This is a genomic window from Bradyrhizobium sp. CCBAU 45394, assembly GCF_028128655.1.
In the GTDB taxonomy this organism is placed as follows: Bacteria; Pseudomonadota; Alphaproteobacteria; order Rhizobiales; family Xanthobacteraceae; genus Bradyrhizobium; species Bradyrhizobium diazoefficiens.
Genome location: NZ_LBIX01000017.1, coordinates 375278 through 396766, shown reverse-complemented (window position 1 = coordinate 396766; position 21489 = coordinate 375278). Strand labels below are relative to the sequence as shown.

General features: G+C 64.3%; 16 protein-coding genes and 1 pseudogene. 10 read left to right on the top strand and 7 right to left on the bottom strand.

Features of this window, described 5'->3' with window-relative positions:
• Window positions 1-56: 56 nt before the first annotated feature.
• Window positions 57-1763 carry an ethylbenzene dehydrogenase-related protein gene (locus WN73_RS11285; RefSeq protein ID WP_271552752.1) on the bottom strand — a complete coding sequence of 569 codons (1707 nt, stop codon included), beginning with the start codon at window positions 1761-1763 and terminating at the stop codon, window positions 57-59.
• A 267-nt stretch (window positions 1764-2030) separates the two neighbouring features.
• A pseudogene (locus WN73_RS11280) lies at window positions 2031-2224 on the bottom strand (transposase); the annotation flags it as partial.
• A gap of 173 nt (window positions 2225-2397) precedes the next feature.
• Here WN73_RS11280 and WN73_RS11275 point away from each other — a divergent pair.
• Complete coding sequence (locus WN73_RS11275; RefSeq protein WP_038966084.1) at window positions 2398-3300, top strand: hypothetical protein; 903 nt, start codon at window positions 2398-2400, stop codon at window positions 3298-3300.
• A gap of 175 nt (window positions 3301-3475) precedes the next feature.
• Here the strand turns inward: WN73_RS11275 and WN73_RS11270 are convergent, their stop codons facing one another.
• The 3 genes from WN73_RS11270 to WN73_RS11260 all read right to left on the bottom strand — a co-directional run bounded on the left by WN73_RS11270 (window position 3476) and on the right by WN73_RS11260 (window position 9351).
• The gene (locus WN73_RS11270) at window positions 3476-3796 is read right to left on the bottom strand and encodes a hypothetical protein (protein WP_038966087.1); all 321 of its coding nucleotides are present in this window, start codon (window positions 3794-3796) and stop codon (window positions 3476-3478) included.
• A 13-nt stretch (window positions 3797-3809) separates the two neighbouring features.
• Window positions 3810-8633: an NAD-glutamate dehydrogenase gene (locus WN73_RS11265; RefSeq protein WP_271552750.1), complete on the bottom strand. Its 4824-nt coding sequence runs from the start codon at window positions 8631-8633 to the stop codon at window positions 3810-3812.
• 475 nt (window positions 8634-9108) lie between these two features.
• Complete coding sequence (locus WN73_RS11260) at window positions 9109-9351, bottom strand: hypothetical protein (RefSeq protein WP_028175482.1); 243 nt, start codon at window positions 9349-9351, stop codon at window positions 9109-9111.
• Between the two features lie 185 nt (window positions 9352-9536).
• Here WN73_RS11260 and WN73_RS11255 point away from each other — a divergent pair, with 185 nt between their 5' ends.
• The 8 genes from WN73_RS11255 (at window position 9537) to WN73_RS11220 (ending at window position 17348) form a co-directional block, all read left to right on the top strand.
• The gene (locus WN73_RS11255) at window positions 9537-10193 is read left to right on the top strand and encodes a Spy/CpxP family protein refolding chaperone (RefSeq protein WP_060908970.1); all 657 of its coding nucleotides are present in this window, start codon (window positions 9537-9539) and stop codon (window positions 10191-10193) included.
• A gap of 86 nt (window positions 10194-10279) precedes the next feature.
• Window positions 10280-10534 carry a DUF2933 domain-containing protein gene (locus WN73_RS11250; RefSeq protein WP_060908969.1) on the top strand — a complete coding sequence of 85 codons (255 nt, stop codon included), beginning with the start codon at window positions 10280-10282 and terminating at the stop codon, window positions 10532-10534.
• Window positions 10534-11208, top strand: coding sequence for a methyltransferase family protein (locus WN73_RS11245; RefSeq protein WP_060908968.1), 675 nt, complete (start codon window positions 10534-10536; stop codon window positions 11206-11208). The genes WN73_RS11250 and WN73_RS11245 overlap by 1 nt, the downstream gene beginning before the upstream one ends.
• Window positions 11209-11257: 49 nt before the next feature.
• Window positions 11258-11674 carry a hypothetical protein gene (locus tag WN73_RS11240; protein ID WP_236842151.1) on the top strand — a complete coding sequence of 139 codons (417 nt, stop codon included), beginning with the start codon at window positions 11258-11260 and terminating at the stop codon, window positions 11672-11674.
• 57 nt (window positions 11675-11731) lie between these two features.
• Complete coding sequence (locus WN73_RS11235) at window positions 11732-12925, top strand: methionine adenosyltransferase (protein WP_271552746.1); 1194 nt, start codon at window positions 11732-11734, stop codon at window positions 12923-12925.
• A gap of 106 nt (window positions 12926-13031) precedes the next feature.
• Window positions 13032-13739, top strand: coding sequence for an ABC transporter ATP-binding protein (locus WN73_RS11230; protein ID WP_271552744.1), 708 nt, complete (start codon window positions 13032-13034; stop codon window positions 13737-13739).
• A 4-nt stretch (window positions 13740-13743) separates the two neighbouring features.
• Window positions 13744-16107 (top strand): ABC transporter permease, encoded by a 2364-nt coding sequence (locus tag WN73_RS11225; protein ID WP_271552743.1) that lies wholly within the window; start codon window positions 13744-13746, stop codon window positions 16105-16107.
• Between the two features lie 2 nt (window positions 16108-16109).
• Window positions 16110-17348, top strand: a complete 1239-nt coding sequence (locus tag WN73_RS11220) for an efflux RND transporter periplasmic adaptor subunit (protein WP_271552741.1) — start codon at window positions 16110-16112, stop codon at window positions 17346-17348.
• Window positions 17349-17519: 171 nt separating this feature from the next.
• Here the strand turns inward: WN73_RS11220 and WN73_RS11215 are convergent, their stop codons facing one another.
• Together WN73_RS11215 and WN73_RS11210 are read right to left on the bottom strand one after the other, a co-directional pair.
• On the bottom strand, window positions 17520-19814 hold the full coding sequence (locus tag WN73_RS11215) for an MHYT domain-containing protein (RefSeq protein WP_271552739.1): 2295 nt from the start codon (window positions 19812-19814) through the stop codon (window positions 17520-17522).
• A gap of 189 nt (window positions 19815-20003) precedes the next feature.
• Complete coding sequence (locus WN73_RS11210; protein WP_271552737.1) at window positions 20004-20567, bottom strand: TetR/AcrR family transcriptional regulator; 564 nt, start codon at window positions 20565-20567, stop codon at window positions 20004-20006.
• Between the two features lie 116 nt (window positions 20568-20683).
• Here WN73_RS11210 and WN73_RS11205 point away from each other — a divergent pair, with 116 nt between their 5' ends.
• Complete coding sequence (locus WN73_RS11205; RefSeq protein ID WP_271552736.1) at window positions 20684-21340, top strand: glutathione S-transferase; 657 nt, start codon at window positions 20684-20686, stop codon at window positions 21338-21340.
• Window positions 21341-21489: the final 149 nt, after the last annotated feature.

Below are 21489 nucleotides of genomic sequence, written 5' to 3'. Positions count from 1 at the left end.
CAGCGCAGCCGCGCCGTAGTGGCCTCCGGTCGAGCACATCGCTCCCCATGAGACGCCTAGTTCTGCGTGACGACACGCACCGGGCGGTTATGGCTCGCATGCCGCGTCTGTGCATGGTCGAAGACAGCGACCCACATGTAGAGATCGTGGGCTGGCACGAAGGCTTTGTCATATCTGCCATCGCTTTTCATGTTGCGCGTCAGCTCGAGCGTCCAATGTCCGTTGCTCCATTTTGAAACCCCGGTGACATTGGCCCGCTCTCCTTCGTTGTCGCCGGCAATAATCACGCCGGGCAGGATCGTGCCAACGGGAATCCTCGCGTCGGCCTCTGGAGTGTAGGGTTCGCTCTCCCCGTCGAACATGTACCAGCGGCCGTTCTCGTCGTCGCTGCTGTCGGGATTAAGATCGAATTTGCTGAGGGCTGCGACCTGCGCCTTCCAATCCTTGGGAAGCCGCAGAACCGTGACGGGCCCCTTGTCGTTCCTGTGGATGAACTTGAAGTTATACGAATAAAGAGCGCGACCAGGCTTGTTCCAATAGCCGCCTTGGTAGCGGGCATCGTAATTTTGCTCGTCCAAGGTCGGGGCGTAGGGCGGGCCGATATATTGGCTGTCGACACGCCCGAGCATGCCCCCGCGCGACGCCTTCCACTGCCACATGTCTATGTAGCTGGCATCCGTCGTGTAGTGGAAGCCCCGGCCGTTGATCGGCATCGGCTTGCCGGGCAGCGGATTGGCGCCCAGATCCGTCGCGCCTGCGCCGCCGAGCGATGGATTATCCGAGAAAATGACCGCCAGTTTATCCTCGTAGAAGTCGACGGCGTCTTGCAGGCCCGCACGCTCGTCGAGGACGTGCCAGCCGTCCTCTTTCTTGATGATCGGAATGCGGCGCAGGGAGCGCGTGGGATCCTCCCAGCGGAAGGCGAAATAGATCTTCTGCCCGTCGTGCAGGGCGCGCACCTCCACGAGCGATTCGCCCGATCCGCCGAGATTGGCACCCTGCTGCGTGCGGATGAAGACGGGGCGCGCGCGCGACCAGGCGGGATCGCCCATGGCGCCGTCCAGCTTGGGCGCGTCGCTCACCCGCGCGACGACGAGCGTATCGCGCGTCGCCCAGTCGAGCCCGGCGACGCCGCACGCGACTGCCACCCCGATTGCAGCGGCGACGAGAAGAGGCCTCGGCCGCACGGCCTTCGTGATCGCGAGCGGCGCCGGCCGAAACACGCGGAAAATCTGCTGCCAGCCGCCATAGAGAAAATGCGCGACGACATGCGCGAAGATATAGACGAGCGCGACGAAGGCGGCGGTCGAGTGGAGATAGGCCAACCAGCCGCCATAGCCGAGATACATCATCACGCCCGTCCCCGTGAGGAAGATCACGAGCGCATAGACGAACCAGTGCAGGATGATGTTGACGGCTCCCCATTTGAGGCGAGCCGGAGCGCGCATCGCGAGGATCCGCGTCTTCTTGGGGCTGTTGCGCTCGACGAGGCCGCTGCGCGCGAGGTAGGCGACGTAGGCCGTCCCGCAGAAGAAGACGGCGAGTCCCGCGAGGAAGTGCCAGGAAAAGATCTCGCCCTGCGGCAGGACCGGAGCGAGCCATTTCGAGAAGGGGGCGCGCAGCGCGTCCGCTGCGATGCGTATGCCGGTAACGAGGCTTACGACGAATGCGAGCGCGGTCGCCCAATGGAGCGTTATCGTGCCGACATCCGTGCGTGGCGGGCTTTCGCCAGTCTTTGTTTGAGCGAGGCTTCTCTCGGTCAAGGCGTCGGCGTTCGTTCGAGCGGTGACATTGTTCAATTGCATAAAGCTTACCCACGCTAAACCGGCAAAGCTACAGCGTCCGCTTTTCGCTTCCCAGAAAAGCGGGCAGCTGCGAACAAGCTACCTCCGCGATATCATAAGCAAGTTATCAAGTCTGGCGAGATTGCTCGTTTCGCGACAATTCGTCCCCGGTCGGCCGTCCCTTGGACATTCGAGAAGGCGTGAGCATCACGAGGTTTCTGCTGGTGGGCAGTTTTGCTCCCCCTCGGTGACACCCTGCTGGTCGAAGGCGATCAGGCGGCTGTTGGCGATGGCAACGCGGTGGGTGTAGCGCGACAGATCGGCGAGCATGGCCTCGGGCCCGCCGAACGGCCGCTTTGCGTGGACGACCCACTCCGCTTGCGCAGTGGCGCCAGAAAGGCTGCGAGGCATTGAGATTTGGCGAGATGGGCGTGGTCGCCGGCGGATCGCTAAACCACGTCCGTCATAAACTCGGCGGAAGCCGTTGGGGGGCGTAGGTAGCCTCAGTGAGTCGATCCTCCCCAGTAGCTTGAATTTATATAACAATTTCAATTATATACGAGCTCGCGGTTTTGTTCTGAATGGCGCGCCATTTGCGGTGGTAAGTTGTCCCATGCGTCCTATCGATCGTCTGTTCTCCTGCCTCGCCCTGTTCCTTGCAATCGCAGCCGTTCCGGTCGCTCCCGTGCGCGCGGCCGAAACCTGCCCGTTCATCAGCGCCCAGGAGCTCGCCCGTGCGATGCCGGCGCTCAAATGGTCACTGATTTCAAATCAGGACGGTCGCGGCTGCATCTACCAGGCCGGGCGCGGTGACACGATGATGCTGACCGTGTTCCGCAATCCCGACAAGGACCGCGCCGGGGAATTGTACGCGACCTTCGTCAAGACGCTCGGCGAGCGCATGCCGCTGAACGCAGTCGCCGGGATCGGCGACGAAGGCCAGGGCGGAACGAGCGCCGCCGGCGCGCAGCGCCAGGAGGCCTCGGTCGTCGCCTTGTCCGGCGACTACATCCTGCAGATCAGCGTCTATCCGATCGGCCGGCGTGCCGACGATGCGCTACTCGGACCGATCACCGAAGCCGCGCGCGTTGCCATCGGGAATGTAAGCAAGAGCAGCGAGCGGTTCGGCAATTGCGAGTGGCTCACGGCCGCGGATGCCGACGGCTTTCTCGACAAGGGCACGCTGACGGTCCAGCGGACCGGCGCGGGCAGCTGCATGATGTTCGATCGCGAGGCCAACACCATGACCGTCGCGGTAATCGCGATCTCGCGCGACACCGTCGTCAGCATGATGAAGCGCACGGGCCCGTGCAAACACGTGGCGATACCCGAGCTCGGCAGTGAAGCGTTCGGCGAGCATTCCTGCACCAAGGGCAACGGCAACGCCGTCAACATCTATGTCTGGAAGAACGGCAGGCAGGCTTCGATCCTGTTCGCGCCGGTCAAGCCGCATCCTGAGTCCGGCACGGTCGAGCGCCTGAAGGCGGTCGCCGGGCGAGTCTATGGAAAACTGTAACGGCGCCGCGCGACAGCGCCGGCGCCCGCGCCTGTGGCTCGGCTGGATAGAGCGTCAGACTGCGCACAGTGGCACAGCGAAACAACAGTGCCCATCTTCATCGGCCGTGGCGCGCCATTCCGCTTCGTTTGCGATGCCGCCAATCAATTGTGGCCTTTGCTGCGCTTGCCTTGGCCTACGGGATCCTTGCCACAACGTTGGGCCGGTTTTTCTCGAGCCAGGCGACGGCCTCGGGTCCATCGACGACGCACTCGAAGGTTTCCCAGGTCGGGTCCTCCAGGGATTCCGATTGCAGTCGCTTCGCCGCATACTCAACGAGGTCGTGCAAGCCTTCGTATCCACGTCGGTGCTCGAGGGATTCTGCAATCGCCGTGCTGGTCCATCCTCGTCGAGCCAAATCGATGATGCTCGGAGCATCAGCCTCGTTGAACCACGGTGTGGCATCGAACTCGATACAGCGGACATTGTCGGCGGTATGGCACGTGGCGTGAATCATTGGATTCCTCCCTCTAGGCTTTGACCAGGTCCCCCAGCAAGTTCGCGGCCACCATGAGCTTGGCGAGCGTCAGGCCGCCGGCGGCAATCTCCTCGACCGCGCGGCGGATGCGCGTCGCCTCGGGATGAGCCGCAAGCCAGGTCTCCACAGCCTGCTGACCGGATTGGCCGGTTGCCAGCATATCCGCGGTCAGGCGTCTTTCGGCTGCCGCGATCAGTTCGACGGCGCGGTCGATGGCCAGGCGTTCGAAATGATCGCTGACCGGCACGCTGCGCGCGGCGGCGATGATGCGGTCGAGACGGAAATTGGCCTCGGTGGCAAAGAACGTCGCAGTGGCATCGCGGATGCTGCGGCCAGTGCGCTCGGCGACCGTCACGATGTCAGGCGCCGAGACCAGGGCGTCGAGGTCCGCCAATTCGCCGGCGAGGCCGGTCGGGACGCCGGCATCGGTCAGCTCCTGCCGGCGCCTGCCGCGCGCGGCTTGCAGGTCCGGCGGCAGGGCGTCGTCGAGGGAGGCTGCGATCTCGCGGACGGCAGGGCCAAACCGGGCGTTGATCGCGCTCAGCCCATCCTTGAAATCGACATTGCGCACGTACCAGACCATGCGGGAGAGCAGGAGATCCTGGATCGTCGCGTAGAGGCTGAGCTGCAACTGCCCGTCGATACGTGTGTCGAGCGCGTCGATCGCGTCGTTGAGTCGCCTGAGCTCGTAGATCGCGTCCACCGCCACCTGCGCCATGACGATGGTCGAGATATCGGCGTCGGTCTCGTCGGTCAGGCGCACGATGCAGGCCGGGCCCCCGCGGTTGATCACGGCATTGACGAGACTGGTCGCGATGATCTCGCGTCGGAGGCGATGGTGCTCGACCGCGGTCGGGAATTTCTCGAGAACCTCGCGCGGAAAATACAGGGACAGTCTGCGGGCGAGATAAGGATCATCCGGCACGCCGGTGAGGAGCAGGTCTTCGTAGAGTGTCAGCTTGGCGTAGGCGAGCAATACGGCGAGCTCCGGCCGTGTCAGGGCCTGGCCGCGCCTCGTGCGCTCGGCGATCGCTGCATCGTCGGGCAGGAATTCCACGGCACGGCTGAGCAGGTGACGCTGCTCGAGCGACTGCATCAGGCGGGTGAGGAAGCCGGTCTCGGCCACGCCCTTGCGTTCGGCAAGCGAGAGCGCCAGCGTCTGGAGGTAGTTGTTGCGCAGCACCAGCGTGCCGACTTCATCGGTCATCGCGGCGAGCAGGGTGTTGCGGTCAGCCGGGCTGAGGCGTCCCTCGCGCTCGGGGCGCGCCAATGCAATCTTGATGTTGACCTCGACGTCGGAGGTATTCACGCCGGCGGAATTGTCGATCGCGTCGGTGTTGAGCTTGACGCCCGTCTGCGCCGCTTCGATGCGGCCGCGCTGGGTGACGCCGAGATTGGCGCCTTCGCCGATCACCCTGGCGCGAACCTCGGTCCCGGTGATGCGGATCGGATCATTGGCGCGGTCGCCGGCCTGATCGTCGCTCTCCGCCGACGCCCGGATGTAGGTGCCGATGCCGCCGAACCACAGCAAGTCCGCGCGCGCCTTCAGGATCGCCGTCATCACCTCGAACGGTGTGGCCTGCTCCTTGTCGAGATCGAGCAGGGTGCGCACTTCCGGTGCCAGTGGGATCGCCTTGAGCGTGCGCGAGAACACGCCGCCGCCCTGCGAGATCAGCGTCTTGTTGTAGTCCTGCCAGCTCGATCGCGGCAGGTCGAACAGGCGCTTGCGTTCGGCGAAGCTGATCGCGGGATCAGGCGAGGGATCGATGAAGATGTCGCGGTGATCGAATGCCGCCACCAGCTTTGTCGCCGGCGAGAGCAGCATGCCATTGCCGAAAACGTCGCCGGACATGTCGCCGACGCCGACCACGGTGAAAGGCATGGTCTGAATGTCGGTGCCGAGCTCGCGGAAGTGGCGCTTGACCGCTTCCCAGGCGCCGCGCGCCGTGATCCCCATCTTCTTGTGGTCGTAGCCCTGGCTGCCGCCGGAGGCGAAGGCATCGCCGAGCCAATGGTTCTTCTCGGCCGAAATCGCATTGGCGATGTCGGAGAAGGTGGCGGTGCCCTTGTCGGCGGCGACGACGAGGTAGGGGTCGTCGCCGTCATGCCGCACGGTCAAGTCGGGCGGCACGACGACGTCGCCGTCGAGATTGTCGGTGAGTTCGAGCAGCGAGCGAACGAAGATGCGATAGGCTTCGGTGCCCTCCGCGAGCCACGCCTCGCGATCGGAGGGCGGCGGCAGCCGCTTGGGCACGAAGCCGCCCTTGGCGCCGACCGGCACGATCACGGCGTTCTTGACCTGCTGCGCTTTCACCAGGCCGAGGATCTCGGTGCGGAAATCCTGCGGCCGATCGGACCAGCGCAAGCCACCGCGCGCAACCTTGCCGAAGCGCAGGTGAATGCCTTCGACGCGGGTTGAATAGACAAAAATCTCATAGAGTGGTCGGGGAGGGGGCAGGTCCTCGATCTTGCGCGCGTCGAACTTGAAGGAGATCACCGGACGCGGATGTCCGTCCCGGCCGACCTGCCATAAATTGGTGCGGATGGTCGACTGCACCAGATTGGTGAAGCGGCGCAGGATGCGGTCTTCATCGAGCGAGGCGACGGATTTGAGCTGCTCCTCGATCTCGGCAAGCAGAGTTGTCTCGCGCGCCGAACGCTCGCGATCGGTCAGGACGAGGCGCGGATCGCGGCGGGCCTGGAACAGCGCGACGAGGTTGGCTGTGATCGCGGCGTTCTTGCGCAAGGTCTCCCACATATAGTCCTGGGTGAACGGAGCGCGGATCTGGTGCAAATAGCGCGACAGCGCCCGGATGGTCGAGACTTCCCGCCAGCCCAGGGCCGTGCGCAGGATCAGGGCGTTGTATCCGTCGGATTCGGCGCGATCGGTGACCACCGCCATGATTGAGGCTTCCAGGCGATGGCTGAATTCCCGGTTGATCTCGATCGGCTGGCCGTCGCTGGTCTCGATCGTCATGTCGTGCAGCCATACCGGCTCGGGCCTGTTGCCGGGCACGATCTGATAGGTGCGTTCGTCGACCACGCGCAGGCCGTGATTTTCGATCACCGGCACGCGATAGGACAGCGACAGCGGCGCGGCATCCGAGAACACCTTCAGGCCGAAGCGCCTGGGATCGTCCTCCTCGAAGCGGTGAACCGAAATCGTCACCGGGCGGGCCGGGGTGAGCTTCTCGATGGTGGCGATATCGGCGATCGCCTGTTCCGCCGTGGACACCTCGGTATAGCCGCCGGTAAAGGCCTGGGCATAGCGATTGGCGAGCATGCGCGCCCGCATGCCATCGGTCGACGCAGCCAGCGCGGCCTTCAGCTTGTCGGCCCAGGTCGCGGCAATGGCGCTGATCCCGGCTTCCAGCGCGGCGCGCTCGACGGCGGGAGTCTTACCTTCATAACGTCCGATGATGTAGTGGACGCGCGCCAATGCTCCTTCGGGGAAGGATACGTAGGAGGCCGACAGCGTCCCCCGGTAGGCCTGCGCCAGGAAGTTGGCGACGCGCGTGCGCACGTCGGTGTCGTATTTGTCGCGTGGAATGAAGACCAGGATGGAGACGAAGCGATCGAACTTGTCGACCCGGGCCAGCGCCCGGACGCGGGGGCGCTCATAGAGGATCAAAATCTCCATGACGAAATTGAAGAGGGTGTCGACATCGACCTGGAATAGCTCGTCGCGCGGATATTCCTCGAGCATATGCATCAAGGCCTTGCCCGAATGGCTGTTCGGGTCGAAGCCGGCGCGCTGGAGCACCCGTGTCACCTTGTGGCGGATATAGGGGATCTGTCGTGCCGAGCGCGTATACGCGCCCGAGGTGAACAGGCCGACGACACGCAATTCGCCCTCGAGCCGGCCGTCGGGCGCATAGAGCTTGATGCCGACATAATCCATCCGGATGCGGCGATGAACCCGGCTGTTCACATTGGCCTTGATGACGATCAGCAGGGTCGGCTCGCGCATGAACTCGCGAATTTCCGATGTCATCACCACCATTTCGTTGCCGCGGCGCAGGACCTTCGCATCGGGATCGCGCAGGATGCCGAGGCCCTCGGCGGTCGTGATGTCGTCCGACCCATCGCTGTCGGGCGAGAAGCGATATTCGCGCACGCCGAGAAAGGTGAAATTGTCGGCGCATAGCCATTGCAGGAACTGGTTGGCCTCGGCGACCTCGTCGATCGGCAGCGGCGGCGGATTGGACGAGAAAGTCTTGATCGCGTCCTCGACCCGGTCGCGCATGGCGCGCCAGTCGACGACGCAGGCGCGCACGTCGCTCAACGTCCTGGTGAGGCCGTCAATCAGCCTGTCGCGGTCGGCGTCGGCGTCCAGGCGGGTGATGTGGAGGTGAATCAGGCTCTCTCGCGCGCCCTTTGCTCCCTCCGGGAGGGCTTCACCGTAGAAGTGCAGCAGCTTGCCCTGGTCATCGCGCTCCACCGCGATGATGGGATGAGCGACGAGGGTGACTTCGATGCCCTGCTCGGCGATTTCCGCCATAGTGGAATCGAACAGGAAGGGCATGTTGTCGTTGAGAATTTCGAGCACGGAAATCTCGCGCCCATCCGGCATCATCGGATTGACGATGCGGATATCGGCACGACCGGCCGTGCGCCGCTGCACGTGCTCCCAGGCTTGCTCCGCCAGGAGGGCAAGCGAGGAGGCATCGTAGTTGGCGAGATCCTCGCTATTGGTGTAGCCGAACAGAAGCTCGGCAAAGGTCCGGGGCGCCTTGCCCGGCTGCACGCTTTGCGCCGCGTCGTGGATCAGAGTTGCCCGGGCCTTGTCGTCGCGCCATGCCATAGCGTCCTCCATATCCCGGCCGACGAACCGCAAGTGCGGTCAAGCGTTGTTTTTGGAGTGCGTCTCTTCGCGCGCCATCGTCTCGACCGTATTTCAATCGCGTCGGTCTTGCGGCCTTCACGATACTAGCATCCCGAAGCCGCCATGGCGCGCAGAGTTATGAGGCGTGCTTAAGGCCGAAATCGGCGGCGAGCATCGCTGCGCTGCGAGCGCTTGCAAAATCACAAGGAGTTTCAATTGTGTAGGAGTTCGTGGCTTGGTTCTGGATGGCGCGGTCGCCCAGTACTCATCTGCGAACCCGGCCTCGTTTCGGCTGGCCAACACCGCCTTTTCGAGCAAATCTCTACTGCCCGTGATCCCGATCGAGGTGTCGTCGATTCGTCGGAGATCGGGTGGTCGGCTGACGGCAGGCCGGCGGAGCCGACCTGCCGAAACCGAGAAGCCCGCCGCGGCGGTGTTGCCGCCGCGAGAACGGGCGCGATCCTTATTACTTTTTGTCGCCCATGTGGTGCGGCGACGAAGCGGGGCCGCCCGTGTAGTGATGGCCACCGGACGCGCCGTCCTTCGAAACGCCGACCGTCTCCTTCTTGCCCATGTGGTGGGGGACCTCGGTCTTCGGACCACCGCTGTAATGATGGCCGTTCTTTTCCTTGTCGGTGGTCTGCGCCATCGCCGGCACCGCCAACAGGGAAACGATGCCGATCGCAGCCAAGAGCTTCTTCGTGATCATGTCCATTCTCCCGGATTATGGAAACTCCATCATGAAGCCTAGCCGGGCTTTCCGCTTTGAGGAATCGCAAGCAATGAACACTTGATAATCCTGTCGCGACCGCGGCTTTGGTTGACCTGAATCAACTCGCATCAGGCGGCGATCGTCACAATCCATCTAAACGCCAGATCTCAGGAGGACTAACGATGCGAAGCCCCCCGCTTGCGGCAGCTTTGCTGCTCACGATCCTCGGCAATCCCTCGTTCGCGCAATCGCCTGCCGAGCACCAGGGGCATCATCCTGACCAGAAGGAGGCGCCGGCAGCCAAGGCGCCCGCGGCTCCGGAGCCGCCGCGCGGCACCGGACCGTCCCAGGGCATGACCAGCGGCGGCATGATGAACATGATGGGCGGCAACATGCCGATGTCGGACATGATGCGGATGATGGGCATGATGCGACAGTCCGGCGACGGCATGGAGATGATCGATCGCGTGGAGGGGCGGATCGCTTTCCTCCGGACCGAGCTCAAGATCACGGACGCCCAGGCGCCGGCCTGGAACGCGTTTGCAGACGCGCTGCGCGCGAATGCCAAGGCCCTCGGCGAGCTGCGGACCTCGATGATGTCACAGGCCGGCTCCGAGCCTTTGGTAGACCGGCTGACCTGGCAGGAGAAATGGCTGTCCGCGCGGCTCGAAGCTACCCGCGCGATGAAATCCGCGTTGACCAATCTCGTCGGCAGCTTTTCCGATGAGCAGAAGAAGACCGCCGACGAGCTGCTCGCGCCGCAGATGGGCATGATGCCGGCGATGCGGGGCGGAGGCATGATGGGCATGGGAATGCAGCCCGGCAAGCCGATGCAGTGAGGCCCTGCGGGACTCGTGCCGTTGATCTGCGTCAACAATGATGGCAGCCGCGCCTCTAAGCTATCAAGCGCCATAGGAGCGTGCAGATGTCGGTGCAGGATCATTCCGGGTATCGAGAGCGCCCTCGAGAGGGCTTGTCGGTCAAGGCCAAGGCCGGCCTGGTCCTGGTGGGATTTCTGGTCATCGCGGGCGCACTCCTGTTCACCGAGCACAGGGCCCACGTGCTCGGATTGTTGATCTGGCTTCCGCTTCTCGCCTGTCCGCTGATGCACCTCTTCATGCATGGCGGACACGGTCACCACCATGGCGGCGGCCGCCCCAACGATCCAAGGAGCGCGTGATGCACGACACCGCGCCCGCCTACGGTCTCTGGAGCCTCGTCATCGTCAATTCGGTGGTCTTCATCCTGTTCGCCTACAGCTTCTTCAAGCCGCAGACCGCCCGCGACTGGCGCTCCTTCGGCGCCTTCAGCGCATTTTTGGTGGCGCTGTTCGTGGAGATGTACGGCTTCCCGCTCACCATTTACTTCCTTTCGGGATGGCTGCAGTCGCACTACCCGAACGTCGATTGGTTCTCCCATGACGCCGGGCACCTGCTCGAGATGATGTTCGGCTGGAAGACCAATCCGCACGCCGGACCGTTCCACATCCTGAGCTTCATCTTCATCGGCGCGGGCTTCGTCCTGATTTCCGCGGCCTGGAGGGTGCTGTACGATGCCCAGCAGACCCGAAGCCTCGCCACAAGCGGGCCTTACAGCTACGTTCGCCACCCCCAATACGTCGGCTTCATCATGGTGATGTTCGGCTTCCTGCTGCAATGGCCGACGATCCTGACGCTCGCGATGTTCCCGGTGCTGACTGTGATGTACGTCAGGCTGGCTCACACGGAGGAGCAGGATGCCCGAGCAGAATTCGGAGACGCCTATGTCAGATATGCGGCCGATGTGCCGGGATTCATTCCGAAGTTGAGCCGGGTCTTTGGCACTGAGTCCACTGGAGGATATCGGCATGGTTAGCCGGCGGGCGGTCGGCGCTCTGCTCGGAGGCCTCTGGCTGGCCGGTTGCTTGATCGGCATAGCGACCGCTGCGGACACCGACCTCTCAAAAACGGCAGGAGGAGTGACGGTCTACCTGGGCATCGTGCCGGCCGAGATCGTGAAGGGCCTCCCGTCGGGCTCCACCACCGAACGACCGATGCACGGGCGCACCCCAAAGGGGCCGCATGAATATCACGTCGTTGCCGCCGTCTTTGATGCAGCAAGCGGCGCGCGTATTTCTGATGCCGTCGTGACTGCGGAAGTATCAGGATTGGGCTTGTCCGGCGCCAAGAAGAAGCTTGAGCCAATGCAGATCTCGGGCACCACGACCTATGGCGGCTTCTTCGACCTTCCCGGATTTGATCTCTACACCGTGAAGCTCACTGTCGAGCGCACCGGCGCGAGTCCGGCTGCCCTGCAATTCAAGTACGACCATCGCCGGTAGACCGGTCCTTATAGTGCGGAAAAGGGCTGACCGCCTCTGTTTCGATTGGTTACACCGATGTTTGATCTTGTCCTTTCGCAGCTTGACAATCGCGATGACGTGGAGGTCGTCGAGCGCAAGGGAGCCGGTCACCCGGACACGATCTGCGATGCCCTTGCCGAGACGCTGTCCCGCAATCTCTGTCGCGAGTACCTGGGCAGATTCGGCCATGTGCTGCACTACAATGTCGACAAAGCGCTACTGTGCGGCGGCAGGGCAATGCCTACCTTCAACGGCGGAAAGGTGACCGATCCGATCAGAATCCTCCTGGCAGGATGGGCCGTTACCAACGTCGGAAACGAAGCGATTCCAGTCGAGGACATTGCCATCGAGGGCTCAAGGGCCTGGCTGAAGGCCAATCTCCATGCGCTGGACGCCGATCGTCACGTCCGTATCGAGGCCCTGGTTCATCAGGGCTCGCAGGACCTGCAATCGCTGTTCTCTCGGGGGAGCGCAAGGCAAATTCCGCTTGCCAACGATACGTCTTTCGGAGTTGGTCACGCACCGCTCAGTGCGCTCGAACGCCTCGTGCTCGCAATCGAACAGGGAATTCACGGCCGCGATCGCGCGCGTGACCATCCGGCTTGGGGTGAAGACATCAAAATCATGGCTGTCCGAAGCGGAGAGGGCGTCAAGCTGACAATCGCCTGCGCCATGATCGGGCGGTTTCTTAACGACATGGACAGCTATCTGCAACAAAAGGCGGCGCTCGCCGAGTACGTCCGTGAACGCGCAAGCGAGCACGGATTTAGGGATTGCGAGGTGGCCGTCAACGCTGCTGATGATGCGGCGTCCGATAGCATCTATCTGACCGTGACCGGCACCTCAGCGGAGGCTGGCGACGACGGGCAGGTCGGTCGGGGCAATCGCGTCAATGGCCTGATCACACCTTGGCGGCCGATGAGCTTGGAGGCTGCCGCCGGCAAGAACCCCGTTAGCCACGTCGGCAAGATCTACAACATCTTGGCAAAGCGAGTAGCTGAGACATTGGTCAGCGCCATTCCGGAGGTCTCCGCAGCGCAGTGCCTCATCGTCAGCCGGATCGGTGCGCCGGTGTCCATGCCGGATCTCGTTCATCTCAGGCTGGCGACGAAGGACGGCGTTCCCCCGGAGGAGCTAAGAGAGCGAGGTGCGGAGATTGTATCGGATCACCTTGGCAGGATCCCGGAACTGGTCGGCGAGCTCGTCGCCGGAGCAACTCATGTCTACTGAGCGTCTGTTTTGAGAAAACCGAGCGAATTCAGCGAGCTGCCTGATCTAAATCAATCCAGGGGAGCCTCAAAGGCGGAGAGTGACTGCTCACACTGTTTGAGACGCAATGACCCAATCCGTCTTCACAGCCACGGCTCTGACCAAGACCTACGTCTCCGGCGAGGTGGCGGTCCACGCCCTCAACAATGTCGATCTTGAGATCGCTGAGCGAGAAGTTGTCGTGCTGCTCGGCCCCTCCGGCAGCGGCAAGACGACCCTGCTCAACATCATGGGCGGTCTCGACCGGCCGACCAGCGGCAGGCTGTTCTTCCGGGATATCGACCTGACCGATCTCGAAGACCGCGAGCTCACAAAGTATCGCCGCGACCACGTCGGTTTCGTCTTCCAGTTCTACAATCTGGTGCCAAGCCTCACCGCCTACGAAAACGTGGCGTTGGTCACCGAGGTGGCCAAAAATCCGATGCGGCCGGCCGACGCCCTCGCTCTGGTCGGGCTCGAGGAGCGGATGCATCACTTTCCGGCGCAGCTATCCGGCGGCGAGCAGCAGCGCGTGGCTATCGCCCGTGCGATCGCCAAACGCCCGGCGGTGCTGCTCTGCGACGAGCCGACCGGGGCGCTGGATTCGAAGACCGGCATTCGCGTGATCGAAGCGCTGCTCGGCGTCAACCGACAGCTCGGCACCACGACAATTATCATCACGCACAACGCCAGCATCCAGCAAGTCGCCGACAGGGTGCTGTTCTTCGCCGACGGCCGCATCTCCAGGATCCAGAGGAACGAGACCCGTCGCGAAGCGGCCGAACTCATCTGGTGACCGCATGAAGGCACTCGACATCAAGCTGTTCCGGGACGTCAGGCGGATGTGGGCGCAGGTCCTCGCCATCGCGCTGGTCGTCGGAGGCGGCGTCGCCACACTGGTGCTCGCGGTCGGCTCGCATCGTTCTCTGGAAGAGACGCGGATCGCGTACTACGAACGCTACGGCTTCGGCGACGTGTTCGCCCAGGCGAAGCGCGCACCCAGGGCGCTCGCCGACACAATCGCGGACATTCCCGGTGTCGCCGCCGTCGACACGCGCATCGCGAAGCTCGCGCTGCTCGACATCCCCGGATTCTCCGAACCGGCCAGCGGGCAGTTCGTATCCCTACCTGACAACGCCGAGCCGCACCTCAATCGGCTGTACATCCGTTCTGGACGGCTTCCGGAGCCGGGGCGGACAGAGGAGGTCGTCGTCAACGAGCCGTTCGCGCGGGCGCATGGGTTCTCCGAAGGGGCGCGGTTCTCGGCCATTCTGAACGGCAAGAAGCGTGAGCTCGTCATCGTCGGCACGGCCCTGTCCCCCGAGTTCGTTTACACCGTCGGCCCGGGCGACCTGATGCCGGACGACCGCCGCTTCGCCATCGTCTGGATGTCGGAGAAGGCGCTCGCAGGCGTCTACGATCTCGACGGCGCCTTTTCGGCAGTTTCGGTCAAGCTGCAGCCCGGCGCCGCCGAGCGCGAGGTAATCTTGCAGCTGGATGCCTTGCTCGATCCCTACGGCGGCCAGGCGGCCCACGGGCGGAAGGACCAGACCTCGCACGCCTGGCTCGATCATGAACTCGACATGCTCAACAACATGAGCCGCACGCTGCCGCCGATCTTCCTTCTGGTCTCCGCGTTCCTGGTCAATCTCACCCTCAGCCGGCTGGTCGCTCTGGAGCGCGAGCAGATCGGCCTCCTGAAGGCATTGGGCTACACGGACGGCAGCATCGTTCTGCACTATTTCAAGTTCGTCGCCATGATCGTGGCGGCGGGAATCGTCCTGGGCAGCATCGTCGGGACCTTGCTGGGACTGCGCGTCACGGGGCTGTTCGGCGACTTCTTCCACTTCCCGTTCCTGGTGTTCGCGAAGGCGCCGGATCTGTATGTGATCGCCGGCGCGCTCAGCGCGGCCGCTGCGGCAATCGGCGCGTTGCGGGCGCTGCGCGAAGTCGTGAGGCTGGCGCCAGCAGTCGCCATGCAACCGCCGGCCCCTCCGCTGTACCGGCGGCTGCTCCCGGCGAGCATTCAGCTCGACGAAGTCGTGTCGCAGCCGACGCTGATGATGATCCGCAACATCGCGCGACACCCGGTCCGGGCCGCGTTCACGGCGCTTGGGATGGCGCTGGCCACCGCGATCCTGGTCGTCTCGCTGTTTACCCGGGACACGATGGAGCAACTGATCGACGTGACCTACTTCCTCGCCGACCGGCAGGACGCGACCATCGGCTTCGTCGAGAAGCGGGTCGAGAATGTCGTGGAGCAGGTGAACCGGCTGCCCGGCGTTCTCGCCGCCGAGCCGTTCCGCGAGGTGCCCGTCCGGATCCGCCATGGCAACGTCGAGCGCCGGATCACGATCAGCGGCCGGCTCGCCGGTGTCGACCTGAGGCGCATCATCGACGTCGACCTCCGGCCGGTCGCGCTTCCGGAGACCGGCCTCGCGATCTCCGGCATGCTCGGCCACATCCTTGGGGTCGCGGCCGGCGATACCGTCGAGCTCGATCTGCTCGAAGGCGCCCGACGTACCGTCACGATGCCGATCGTGGCGACCGTCGAGGACTATTTCGGCATCAGGGGCATGATGGATATCGACGCACTTCGGCAGGTCATGCGCGAGGCCCCGGTCGTCACCAGCGTCAACCTCAGCCTCGACGAGAACCGGAAGGAGGACTTCTACGCGGCCGTGAAGTCCATGCCGACGGTCGCCGGTGTGGCGCTGCAGCGCGTCTCGCTCGCGAACTTCCGCAAGACCGTCGCGCTACTCATCACCACGATGGCGAGCATCTACACCGGGCTCGCCGCCGTGATCGCGTTCGGCGTCGTCTACAACAACGCCCGGATCTCGCTGTCGGAGCGGGCGCGGGAATTGGCGAGCCTGCGCGTCCTCGGCTTCACGCGCGGCGAGGTTCTGCGCATCCTCCTGCTTGAGCTCGCCATCCTGACGCTGATCGCACAACCGCCCGGATGGGCGATGGGTTACGGGCTCGCGTGGGTCATGAAGACGAACCTGGCCGGAGAACTGATGCGCGTCCGCCTTGTCGTCGAGCATTCGACCTACGTCTTCGCCACGTCCGTGGTGGTGCTGGCCGCTGTCGCCTCCGCGGTGGTCATCCGCGAACGCATCGATAAACTGGACCTCGTGGCGGTCCTCAAGACGCGAGACTAGCCATGTCGGCAAACTGGACCAAACGTATCATCGGTGCTGCGGCTCTGGCCGGGATCGCGGGCGGACTGGCGTGGTTCGCTTGGCCCCGGCCGGTTCTGGTCGATCTCGCGACCGTCGCGAAAGGCCCGATCGAAGTCACGGCGGACGACGACGGCAAGACGCGCGTCCGCCACGTCTACACCGTCTCGGCGCCCATCGCAGGCAAGGTCCTGAGGATTTCGCATCCGTTCGGCGAGCAGGGGCCGTCGCTTCACGTCGGCGACGAGGTCGTCGCCAACCAGACCGTCATCGCCTTGATGCAGCCGACACTGCCGGGCTTCATCGACGTGCGCTCCCGCGACCAGCTTCAGGCGGAAGTTGCGGCCGCGGACGCAGCCATCCAGCAACAGGAAGCCGAGGTACAGCGGATCGGAGCGGCGCTGGACTTTTCCAGGACCGAGTTCCAGCGGGCGCAGACGCTGTTGCGGACGCAGTCCACCTCGGCCCAGGCCTTCGATAAGGCGAAGTTCGACGTGGCCACGAACGAGGCCGCCTTGGCGAGCGCCAAGGCTCAGGTCGACATGCGGCGTGCGGTACGCACCAGCCTGGCTGCCCGGTTGATGGATCCAGCCAACGCTGCCCCGTCGGCGGAGCCGACCTGTTGCGTCCGGGTACTCGCGCCGGCGAGCGGACGGGTGCTGAAGATCGTCCAGGACAGCGAGGCGACGGTCCTGCCAGGGACGCCGCTGGTCGATATCGGCAACCCGCTCGATCTGGAGGTCGTGGCCGACCTGCTCTCGACCGACGCCGTGCAGATCAAGGTTGGCGCGCCCGTCCGGATCGACGGCTGGGGCGGGGCCCCGATCAAGGGCAAGGTCGTGCGCGTGGACCCCGCGGGCTTCCTGAAGGTGTCGGCGCTAGGCATTGAGGAGCAGCGGGTACGGGTGACGATCGATTTCGTGGATCCGCCCGAAGTGTGGTCCCAGCTTGGCCACGACTACCGGGTGGTCGTCCATGTGACCACCTGGAGCGCCACCGATGCATTGACCATCCCGGTGAGCGCCTTGTTCCGAAAAGGTGACCAGTGGGCCGTTTTTGCCGACGAGAATGGGCATGCCCGGCTCGAGCCGGTCCAGATCGGTCACCGCAATAAACACGTGGCTGAGGTGATCTCTGGACTGGCTGTCGGCGATCGGGTCGTAGTGCATCCGAGCGATCGGATTGTGAGTGGCGGGAGAATCGGACAGCGGGAGGTGCCCTGAGCTCGTGCCTTGATACCTCGTGTGGCCGCAGCCGAGCAGTCTCCGTGCTGCAGAAGGCTGGCGCCATCTGCAGTGGGTCGTGTTTGGGTGCGCCATAAGTTGTATGGTCACTTCAATAACATACGAGTTCGCAGTCTTATTCTGGATGGCGCGCCGTTCATCATCAGGCAATCATGCGCTCTTCGGCCGAAACGCGACGACGGATCCGGCCGGCTCTTCCTCGCCCATCGCCGCCTCGATCGCCTTCGCAAGTGCGGCCTGGTCGAACGGCTTTGCCAGGCGCGGCAGGCTGGATCGCGTGTCGCTCGGGAGGTCCGCGTATCCCGTGCTGAGGAGGATGACCGTCTCCGGGCGCTCCGCAGCGATGGCGTTGGCAAGCTGCAGGCCGGTCATGCCGGGCATGGCATAGTCGGTCACGACCAGGTCGATGGTGCGCGTGCGGCGGAGCAAGGCCAGCGCCTCATCGCCCGAGCGCGCCTCGACCACGACGTGCCCGAGATCCTCCAGCATCGCTGCCGTGTTCTCGAGCACCAGGAGGTCGTCGTCGACGACGAGCACGGAAAGCTGCCGGCTGGGCCGGGCTACGGCTGCCGGAGCCGCTATGCGCAGGTCCGGCACCGCGGTCTCCTCGGCGATCGGCAGCCAGATGTCGGCCGTCGTGCCCTCTCCGGGACGGCTCTTCAAGACGAGCCTGCCGCCGGACTGCTCGGCAAGTCCGTGGACCATCGACAGGCCGAGCCCGGTGCCCTTGCCGACGCCCTTGGTCGTGAAGAACGGCTCCTGGGCGTGCTTGAGGATCTCGTCGCTCATGCCGCAGCCCGTGTCGCTCACCGAGAGCGCGACATAGCCGCTGCTCGAAAGGCCGCCTTCGCCCTGCTCCTCGCGTGCGGCGATGGTGATCTGGCCGCCGTCCGGCATCGCATCGCGCGCGTTGACCGCCAGGTTGAGGATCGCCAGTTCGAGCTGGTTCGCGTCGACCTTCACCTTCGGCAGATGCATCGGGAACCGCGTCTCGACACCAATCCCGGCCTCGAATTTCAGCAATGACGTCATGCCGCGCACCAACTCGCGGACATCGACGACCGCCGGCCTGAGATCCTGCTTGCGCGCGAAAGCGAGCATGCGCTGGGTCAGGGAGGCGCCGCGCACCGCGCCCTGCATCGCGTTCTCCACCAGGCGCAGGATCTTCGGATCGTCCGTCGGCAGGCGCTTCTTCAGCAGTTCGAGGCTGCCGAGAACGGCCGCGAGCAGGTTGTTGAAGTCGTGGGCCACGCCGCCGGTGAGCTGGCCGATGGTCTCCATCTTCTGCGACATCATCAGTGCTTCGCGCGCGCGGTCCAGCGCTTCCTGCGCCCGTCTCCGTTCGCTGACGTCGCGCACGATCTTCGCAAAGCCGGCGATTGCGCCGCTGTCGTTCCGGACCGCGACGATCGTTGCCTCCGCCCAGAAGCGGCTGCGGTCCTTGCGCACCCGCCAGCCTTCGATGGCGGACTTCCCCTCCCGCTCGGCTTCAACGAGCGCGCGCGCGGGCGCCCCGGCCGCGCAATCTTCCTCGGTGTGAAAAATGGTGTAGCTCGTCCCGACGATGTCGTCGCCATAGCCCATCAGCCGGCGCGCGCCGAGATTCCAGTTGCCCACGCGCCCGTCCGGATCGAGCATGAAGATCGCGTGGTCTGCGATGCCTTCGACAAGCAGCCGAAAGCGTTCTTCGCTGCGCCTCAGTGCGGCGGCCTCGCGTTGGGCGCGCTCCGCCGATGCCCTGTCATAGACGGCCGCCGCGATGCCGATGCTCAGGATCATGATGGTGATGCCGGCGAGCAGGAACGCGAGCGGCGCCTGACCGACGCCGAGATGGCCTGCCGGCCGGGCCATGGCGCTGGTCGGCAGGAACATGGCGCCTTCCATCGCGGCATAGTGCATGCCGGAGATCGCAAGGCCCATCACCAGGCCCGCGAACAGCCGCTGCACCGCGTTGGTGTTGCGAAAGGCGAGCCAGAGCGCCACGATCGAGGCGCTGATCGCGATCAGGATCGAGAGCACGACCCATCGGGGATCGTATTGGATGAGGGCCGCCATCCGCATCGCGGCCATGCCGGTATAGTGCATGCCGGAGATGCCAAGTCCCATCGCGAAGCCGGATGCGAGCAGCGCCTGCGGGCGTCGTCCGACAACGGCAAAGGCGGCAGCGGCGACGACGATCGGAATGACGAGCGAGAGCAGAGTCAGGAATGGATCGTAGGAGATTTCGATTCCAGGCAGGCTGAAGGCCAGCATGCCGACGAAGTGCATCGACCAGATCCCGCCGCCCATGGCGATCGCCGCGGCGACCAGCCAGGATCGGCGGGCCCTTCCCGAAGCAGCTCGCATTCGGGTCGCCAGGTCCAGCGCCGTATAGGAGGCGAGGGCCGCGATCAGAATCGATAGCGCGACCAGAACGGGATCGTGAGAAGCCGCATGATGATGCATTTCGGCCAACGCTAGCCGAAGTTGCGTTCGGGCTTACGCATGAGGTCCTCCCCGACACCGAAATCGTCAGCGGCACCAAGATGGGCGCCGCAGGCGTCCACGACGTTCGAATCGGCCGCCATGGTGCACGCAATCCTGCGGTGCCGCCACTCTCATGGTGTCATCGCCCCGGCCCGCGGGAACCATCCGTCAGGCCGGCAGCAGACCGGCCGCGCGGTAGCTGTCGATCAAGGTGTCGTAGAGCGACAGATCCGAGCGGCTCCGCGCCAGGAGCTGGGCGCCGCCGATCGCGGCGAAGATCGCCCGGGCGCGCCGCTCGCTCTCCCCGGAACTGCTCGGAGCCGCAGCGGACAGGACCTTGCTCAGCCAGGCGACATTCACGTCGGCAAAGGCCTGCACCTCCCGCTTCACCGCGTCCGGCAGGTCGTCATGCTCGGCAGCCATGAAGCTGCACAGGCACATGCGGTTGCCGTTCTCGAGCGCCTTGCGAAAGACGTCGGGATATCGGTGCAGGCAGCGCAGGGGATCCGGGGTTTCGGCCAGCATGGCTTCGAGCGCCGCCGCGGTGTCCTCCCAGTAGCGTCTTGCGACCGCTGCGCCGAGATCGGCCTTGCTCGGGAAATGATAGTGGATGCTGGCGGCCTTGATGCCGACTTCAGCGGCGAGATCGCGGAAGTTCAGGCCGCCATAGCCGTGCGCCTGTGCGGTGCGTTTGGCGGCCGCCAGGATGGCTTCCCGCGCACTGGAACTCATGTCGGCGCCTCACCGCTTCGTTATCTACCAAGTGACAGATAGGCTTTGACCGCAAGGTTTTGAAGGCTATAGTTGCCTACCAAGTGGCAGGTAGACAAAAACGAAGAGGTTTATCGATGAAGATCCATGATTGGGCCACCGGCCCTTACCCGGCCCGCATCCGCATCGCCATCGCCGAGAAGAATCTGCGGCCGCGCGTCACGTTCGTGTCGGTCAACCTGTGGAAGGGCGAGCACAAGAAACCCGAGTTCCTCGCCAAGAACTACTCGGGCACGCTGCCGGTGCTCGAGCTCGACGACGGAACCTTCATCGGCGAATGCACCGCCATCACCGAATATCTCGACGCGCTCGACGGCGCTCCCGTGCTCACCGGCAGGACGCCGCGCGAAAAGGGCGTGATCCACATGATGAGCAAGCGCGCCGAGCTGGAGCTGCTCGACGCGATCAGCGTGTACTTTCATCACGCAACGCCGGGGCTTGGGCCCGAGGTCGAGATCTATCAGAATGCCGAGTGGGGCCTGCGTCAGCGCGACAAGGCCATCAGAGGCATGCATTACCTCAACGGCATTCTGAAGCAGCAGCCATTCGTCGCCGGCGAGGCCTTCTCGATGGCCGACATCACGGTCATCGGCGGCTTGATCTTTGCGGAGCTCCTGAAGCTGCCGGTGCCTGCGGAGTGCGAGGCACTTCGCGCCTGGTACGCCCGGATGCAAGAGCGCCCCAGCGTCAAGAACCGGGTGACGATGTCGGAGCCGGCCGAAGCGTCCGCCTGACATCGGGTCCGCGCTACCCGCGAATGCCTGCAGAAGCAGGCGGGTCTGAACTTGTCCCATCGATGAAGCTCTCAGTGAAGCGGAGGAATCCCTCGATCCTTGACCGGCTGACGCCGGCCGTGCGCATCTGCACATTGTGGATGGGGCTG